Source organism: Mesorhizobium sp. P2_A12 (assembly GCF_056405075.1).
On record NZ_JBFUCU010000055.1, the window covers coordinates 1 to 6,577 of the forward strand.

Consider the following 6,577-nt stretch of genomic DNA (forward strand, 5'->3'; position numbering starts at 1 on the left):
TGTCGATGTCGACATCGGCAACAATCTCGCCGCATCTGCCGGCTCGCCGACCGTTGCCCTCAATGCCGGCGCTTTGCCAGCCGGCGTCGATGCCGCTGCCCTGACCGCGGCACTCAATCATCTCAGCTTCGGCGTCGACGTCCTCTCCAACGGCGGCGCCACCCAGAACATCAGCTGGACCTGGGACCCGACCGCCGCCAACCTCGATTTCCTCAAGGCCGGCGACCAGCTCACCGTCACCTATGCGGTCCACGTCGGCGATTCGGCGCCCCAGRACCTCACCTTCACCATCWCCGGCACCAACGACCAGACACTACTGACCTCGGTGAACAGCACTGCAATTTCCACCACGGTGGCGGAGTCGGCCGGCAATTCATCGGCACAAGACATTGCCGCAATCCACGGGGCGCTCGCCTTCAGCGATGTCGACATCGGCGACGGCCTCAACGCATTTGCCGGCTCGCCGACCGTTGCCCTCAATGCCGGCGCTTTGCCAGCCGGCGTCGATGCCGCTGCCCTGACCGCGGCGCTCAATCATCTGAGCTTCAACTTCGGCGTCGGCGTCGTCTCGACCGGCGGCGCCACCCAGATGAGCTGGACCTGGGACCCGACTGCCGCCAACCTCGATTTCCTCAAGGCCGGCGACCAGCTCACCGTCACCTATGCGGTCCACGTCGCCGATTCGGCGCCCCAGAACCTCACCTTCACCATCACCGGCRCCAACGATCAGACGCTGCTGACCTCGGTCAACAGCACGGCGATTTCCACCACGGTGGCGGAGTCGGCCGGCAATTCATCGGCACAGGACATTGCCGCGATCAACGGATCGCTCGCCTTCAGCGATGTCGACATCGGCAACAATCTCGCCGCATCTGCCGGCTCGCCGACCGTTGCCCTCAATGCCGGCGCTTTGCCAGCCGGCGTCGATGCCGCTGCCCTGACCGCGGCACTCAATCATCTCAGCTTCGGCGTCGACGTCCTCTCCAACGGCGTTCGGCGCCCCAGGACCTCACCTTCACCATCTCCGGCACAAATGACGTGCCGGTGAACACGGTCCCGGGAACGCAGACGACGAACGAGGACGTTGCGAAGGTCTTCAGCTCGGCCAACGGCAACCAGATCAGCATCTTCGATCCGGACAACACCACCCACACGGTGACGCTGTCGGTACCCAACGGCTTGATTACGCTGAACGGTACGACGGGTCTGTTGTTCACGGTCGGTGACGGCACCGATGACGGCTTCATGACATTCAGCGGCACCGACGCGAACATCAACGCTGCATTGAACGGACTGAGCTTCCTAGCCAATTCGAACTTCAATGGAGCGGCGTTAATCCAAATCGTCACTACCGATGGCGCGCTCTCCGACACCGACAGCGTCGCCGTCGCCATCAATGCAGTGAATGACGCGCCCCTAAATACAGTGCCCGGGGCGCAGACAACGAATGTAAATGCCAGCAAGGCGATTACGGGCCTCAACATCTCCGATGTTGATGCTGGCACTGCGAGCATGACGGTCACTCTGGCAGTGACCCATGGCACGCTGACTGTCTCAGGCGGATCAGCTGCTATTAGCGGTAACGGTACCGGCACTGTAACGCTCATTGGAAGCCAGGCCGCAATCGACTCGACGCTGGGCGCCACTGTTACTTATGTCCCGACGAACAACTTCGTCGGGAGCGCCACGCTGACAATGACGACCAGTGACAATGGCAATAGTGGATCCGGCGGGACGCTGACGGACACCGACATCGTTTCAATATCCGTGGTCAGCCCAAGTTCGTCCACGTTGACGACGGGCACCGACACAGTATTCTTCGCGTCTGGTACAAACACTGTATCGGGAACAAATGTTACGGCCACAAACGGTGATGTTATCACCGGCGGCACAGGTACAGACACAATTACAATCGACAACGCCAAAAACACATCCCCTTTTTATACGTTTGGAGACGGAGCACACACGGATATCGGTCTGACCAACTTCGAATTTCTGCTACTCACCCGGAATGATACGGGAGGAAATGGTCCAGTCATTACCGCCGTCTTCGATTCGTCGTTCAACAACAACGGCACACTGACGATCGACGGGTCCACGCTCGCCGGCGGCAATGCGGTGGGTTTCACGGCCGACGCAAGCGCCGTAACGTCAGGATCATTCGTCATGAACGGTAGCGCCCAAGCTGACACATTAAAGGGCGGCTCGGGCAGCGACTCAATCAGCGGCGGCGCCGGCAACGACACTATCGTCGGAGCACAGAATGATGCACTCCTTGACGGGGGTTCTGGCACCAACGATACGCTTCAAGTTGGTGCAAATTTCACCAGCACCAGCGACGGACAAATTGTTAACGTAGAAGCAGTGACGCTGACGACATCTGGTTTGACCCTCGATCTGACGAATCAGAGCGAAGCGTTTACTATCACCGGCTCGGCGGGTATCGACATAATCAAAGGCGGCGCTGGTGCAGACAGCATCACCGGTGGCGCTGGTGCTGATACGATGACCGGCAATGGCGGCGCTGACACTTTCATAATTAATGCCGGCCACTCCACGGCTACGATCGGCGGCGCGGGAAATAGCGGCACAATTTCGGGCTACGACGTCATTACTGACTTCAACACGGCCGCGGGCGGCGACATTCTCGATCTGCCAGTTGCCGAGGCGTCAGCAACTTCCGGAAACGTCAACGGAGCTGGCGATTCAGCCCTGACCATCGGGGGCGATACAGTCCAATCCCACAATGTTACAAACGGGATTGCCACTTTCTTTGGTACAGACACTTTCACCGCTCCGCTGACGGTCACGTCAACTGGCAGTCTTGCTGCTGTCGTTCAATATCTCTTAGGAAGCGATATTGGCAACGCCGGTTCCACCGTTGCATTCACGACATCGGGCGCTATCGGCAATCACACCTTTGTCTACCAACAGACTGCTACCACCAATGGCAACACCGGCGGATACACACTGGTCGAGCTCGCCAATGTGACGTTGACCAACATCAGCGGCGCGCATGTGGCGCCTGCAGGCGTGGCAGGCGAAGCCATCAACCTTGGCCTGACCAATCCGGTGGATCATGTCGGCTCGATCAACGTATCCATCAGCGGAGTTCCCGCCGGATGGACAGTCAGCCAGGGCATCGACAACGGCGATGGCACCTGGTCAGTGCAGACAAACGATGTCACCGCGCTCACCGTGACCGCGCCAGGGAACTACGCGGGCGCACTCTCGCTGCATATGTCGCAAACCTGGATCGATTCCACCGGCGGCACCGGGCTCGCCATGATTACCGACAACGTCGAAGCCTACGCGCCGGGTTCGCCGATCTTTGCCTGGTCCGGCGACGACGTGCTGACCGGCTCGCATGGCAACGATCTCTTCGTCTTCTCGCAGCCGATTGGCAACGACACGGTGCACAGCTTCGACACGGCCGCGGACCATATAGATCTCATCGGCTATTCCGGTTTCGCGAGCTTTGCCGACGTCCAGGCGCATATGGCCGACGATGGTAACGGCAATGCGATGATCACGCTTGCGGATGGTCAGTCGATCACGCTCGACGGCGTGCACTCGAGTGCGCTAACCGGAAGCAATTTTGTCTTCGACCAGACGCCAGTGGTCAACAATGCCGGGACCATGACGATCGGCGACGGCGCATTGCTGCCGCTGAGCGGCACGATCAACAATACCGGCCTAATTTCGCTCGAGTCGGGCGGCCACGACACCCTGCTGCAGTTGATCCAGCATGGCATCACGCTGCAAGGTGGTGGACAGATCGTCCTGTCCGACAGCGATGCGAACGTGATCTCCGGCACGGCTGCCGACGTCGCCTTGACCAATGTCGACAACACCATCTCCGGCGCGGGTCAACTTGGTGGCGGTCTGCTGGGTCTAAACAATCAGGGCACGATCATCGCCACCGGCACCCATGCGCTGGTTATCGACACCGGCAGCAGCACCGTCGTCAACTCGGGAACGCTGGAGGCGACGGGGTCGGGCGGCCTGGCAATCAACGGTGCCGTCGCCAATTCCGGGCTGATCTGGGCCAATGGCGGCAACGTCGCGATCGGCGGTCAGGTTACCGGGAACGGCGATGCCATCATCGGAAACATGTCGCAGCTGGAATTTCACGCTGCCTCTTCCGCAGACGTCATTTTCGGCGCGGATGCAGCTGGCACACTTCGGCTGGACGATTCATTTGATTTCAGCGGAAGCATCTCCGGCATGACCAATGATGACAAAATAGACCTCGGAGATATCTGGTTCAGCACCGGCACATCCGCTGTCTATCAGGCAAACCAGGATGGAAGTGGGGGAACGTTGACCGTTTCGGACGGCACCCATGATGCCACGCTCCACATTGTCGGCGCCTACGATGCAGACAACTTCACCGTGGCCGACGACGGCACTGGGCGGACGGTGGTTGGTTATAATCCGGCGGACGACTTCCACTTCGTCTGACGTTGAAGGCCGCAGGCTCCAATGTGATAGCGGGCGCCGGATCAATCCGGCGCCCGCGGACTGTATCCGGCCGTTTACTGGCAACCAAACTATTATTTTACTTCATGTCTAGGTCGGACCGAACTTTCCGAACTGAATATTGGACTCGGCGTGATAATTCAGGTATTGCTAATATGAGGGAAAAGAGCTGGGGAGCCACTCAAAAGGGGTAGCTTCGGAGAGGAGAATGTTTGAGTGGCCAATCGCCGCTCAAACCGCGTGGACTCATTGCCTTGGCGAGCCGGATTGGGCTGTATTGCCCCAGATCGGGCGAGGGAGGTTATTCCTCAATTTTCGGCAAATGCCTGCGACGCCGCTGTTCGCTCCGACCCTAGTATCGACTGAGACGGCCCACAGTCGTTGGCCATCTTCGAAGGTAGCCATCGGGAATACACTGAGCATGGTCTGTAAGCGGGCGGCCGCATTCCAATGATACAGACTCTGTCTGGCCTGGCTACTTTTACACCTATGTGCACCGAGGACATGAAAGGATCGTGACATGCCGACCACAACACTTACCGCAGATCCTGACGTGTTCATTGGTGGTGTCGACGACGAGATAGTAAACGGGAATTCCTCAACGCTGAATTCGGGAGACCAATTGGATGGCGGGGGCGGGCATGACACGCTGCAACTGCTCGGGTCTGGAACGTTCGACTTATCAACGTTGGCTCAGTTCACTGGTTTCGAGGAAGTGGACATCTTCAACATTAGCGGTGGGGCCTCCAGCCTGACGCTAGGCGATGTGCAGGACCTGACGGTCAACGTTGCGAATGAATCGGGCGGAGGTGGGACGATTCAACTGGCTGGCGGGACGGTGGCCGTCAATCTTGGCGATAGTTCCGGGGGCTATACCGTCAATGGCGGGAGCGGTGATGTTACTCTCAACGCCAACGCGGGCGTAACCTTCGTCCAGGGCAGCGGCGAGGCACACATCGCGGCCCATGGGGGAGGCAACTTTACTCTGTCGGGCGCCGACGCGACTTTGAACATATCGGGGGACAGGAGGTACAGCTCTCAGGGCGAAACTATCACGCTGTCCACGGGCTCAGCGACACTGAACCTATCCGGGTACATCACTCACACTGAAACCATTGTTCTATCCACGGGCTCAGCCTACATTACGTCCTCTCAACAATTAGAACATGTTAGTGAAACATATATTGTATCATCTGGTATCGCAGTCATTGATGCCTCCTTGACGTCTGCATATGATTTTGGCTCCATAGTCATAGGCATTACCGATGCCGACAATCTCGACTATGCACACGATATTTTTAAAGGATCATCATCCAATTCCAACTCGTTGAATGTTACCTCCGGAACTCTTGACATACACAATTTGAATTTATTCGGGATGTGGTCCCTCAATCTTCAAAACGGCGCGGTTCTGGATATTAGCCAGCCGGATCTGACACACCTCAGTTCAATTGGCGGAACGAATTTACATTTGACCACCGGAGCGGCGAGCCTCGATTTGACCACCACCTCAATAGGTGGAACGGGAACCACTCTTGCCAGCACCAACTTGAGCGGCACCACCTTCTCAGTCGCCAATGTCAGCACCGGCATGCAAATCATCGGCGGGTCCGGCAACGATGTCCTGATCCTGCAGGGTCAGAGCTTCACCGCCGCTGAACGTGCCACCATCTTCGACCAGCACTCCATCGAAGCCATCACCGACAGCTCAGGCACTTATCTGAACCCGACCCACCCCCCGTTAGCCCCGGTCATCACATCGAATGGCGAATTGCCGACAGCGGCGGTCGATCTTCTCGAGAATGTTCTTCATGTCACCACAGTGACCGCGGTCTATCCCGACGCCGGGACAACGCTTGCCTATTCCATCGTCGGTGGGGACGACGCCGACAAATTCGCGATCGATGCAACCAGCGGCGTTCTTTCATTTGTCACGGCTCCCGACTTTGAAACGCCGACTGATCTCGGGGCGAACAATATCTATGACGTCCAGGTCGGGGTTTCCGATGGCCTAGGCGGGACCGACACACAGACGATCGCAGTCACCGTAAGCAACCAGAACGAGGCGCCCTCGATCGGTTCGGATGGCGGTGGC

Annotated in this window: 3 protein-coding genes; all 3 read left to right on the forward strand. The window is 58.3% G+C overall.

The window, feature by feature from the left end:
• On the forward strand, positions 1-1,048 hold a 1,048-nt coding region (locus AC1DZU_RS35155; protein WP_477292004.1), incomplete at its 5' end, for a VCBS domain-containing protein.
• Positions 1,045-4,464 carry a beta strand repeat-containing protein gene (locus tag AC1DZU_RS35160; RefSeq protein WP_477292006.1) on the forward strand — a complete coding sequence of 1,140 codons (3,420 nt, stop codon included), beginning with the start codon at positions 1,045-1,047 and terminating at the stop codon, positions 4,462-4,464. The genes AC1DZU_RS35155 and AC1DZU_RS35160, both read left to right, overlap by 4 nt.
• Before the next feature lie 538 nt (positions 4,465-5,002).
• Positions 5,003-6,577 (forward strand): cadherin repeat domain-containing protein (locus AC1DZU_RS35165; protein ID WP_477292008.1); only part of this gene is annotated, 1,575 nt, incomplete at its 3' end.